This window comes from Streptomyces sp. WM6386, from assembly GCF_000972385.1.
Lineage (GTDB): Bacteria > Actinomycetota > Actinomycetes > Streptomycetales > Streptomycetaceae > Streptomyces.
The window spans coordinates 1-699 of the sequence record NZ_JXTE01000326.1 but is presented as its reverse complement, the minus strand read 5'-3'; the positions used below and the strand labels follow the sequence as shown (position 1 = coordinate 699).

Annotated in this window: 1 protein-coding gene; it reads left to right on the top strand. The window is 68.8% G+C overall.

Annotated elements, in window-relative coordinates; all coding sequences use genetic code 11:
• Positions 1 to 118: 118 nt before the first annotated feature.
• A partial coding sequence (locus TN53_RS41510) for a methyltransferase family protein (RefSeq protein ID WP_420719169.1) occupies positions 119 to 699 on the top strand: 581 nt, incomplete at its 3' end.

The window sequence follows — 699 nt, the reverse complement described above, 5'->3', positions numbered from 1 at the left end:
CCCCCCAGCCCGCCGCCCCCGTGCAGATCCCGCAGGCCGAACTGCCCAGGACCGCCACGCTGAAGGTGCAGCGCCGCGCGCTGGCCCAGCGGTTCCAGCAGCAGTTCCAGGAGCAGGCGTGAGCGGCGATCAGCACATCGCCGTGGCCGGGACATCCACTGATCCGAAGGGGACCAACGCCGTGACACCGCAAGCGACGCTCGCCCGATTCCGCGAGTACATGGTGGGACCGTCGCGGTTCATGACCCTGCTGTCCGTCTTCGAGCTGGGCGTCGTCGACGCGTTGCGCGAGGCCCCCGGCCTGACGGCGGCCGAGCTGGGAGAGAAGGTCGGCGCCAAGGCGGACGCACTGGAACAGCTGCTGTTCCTGCTCGTCAAGGAGGGCTTCGTCGCGCAGGACGAGACGTCCGGCGGCTACCGCCTCGACGGTCTCGCCGAGGTCGCCGAGAGCGACCTCGCACGGGCCCTGGCCTACATGAACCTGATCAAGGTCACCGCGCTCAGACAGCTGTACTACCTCACCGAGTCCGCGCGCACCGGCTCGGTCGTCGGCCTCAAGGAGCTCTACAGCGCCGAGGGCACCCTGTACGACGCGGTCGCCGACCACCAGGACCTCAACGACTCCTGGCTCAAGCTGATGAACACGGTCACCGCCAACATCGACCCCTGGTTCTTCGCCAACATCGACGTCCCGGCCGG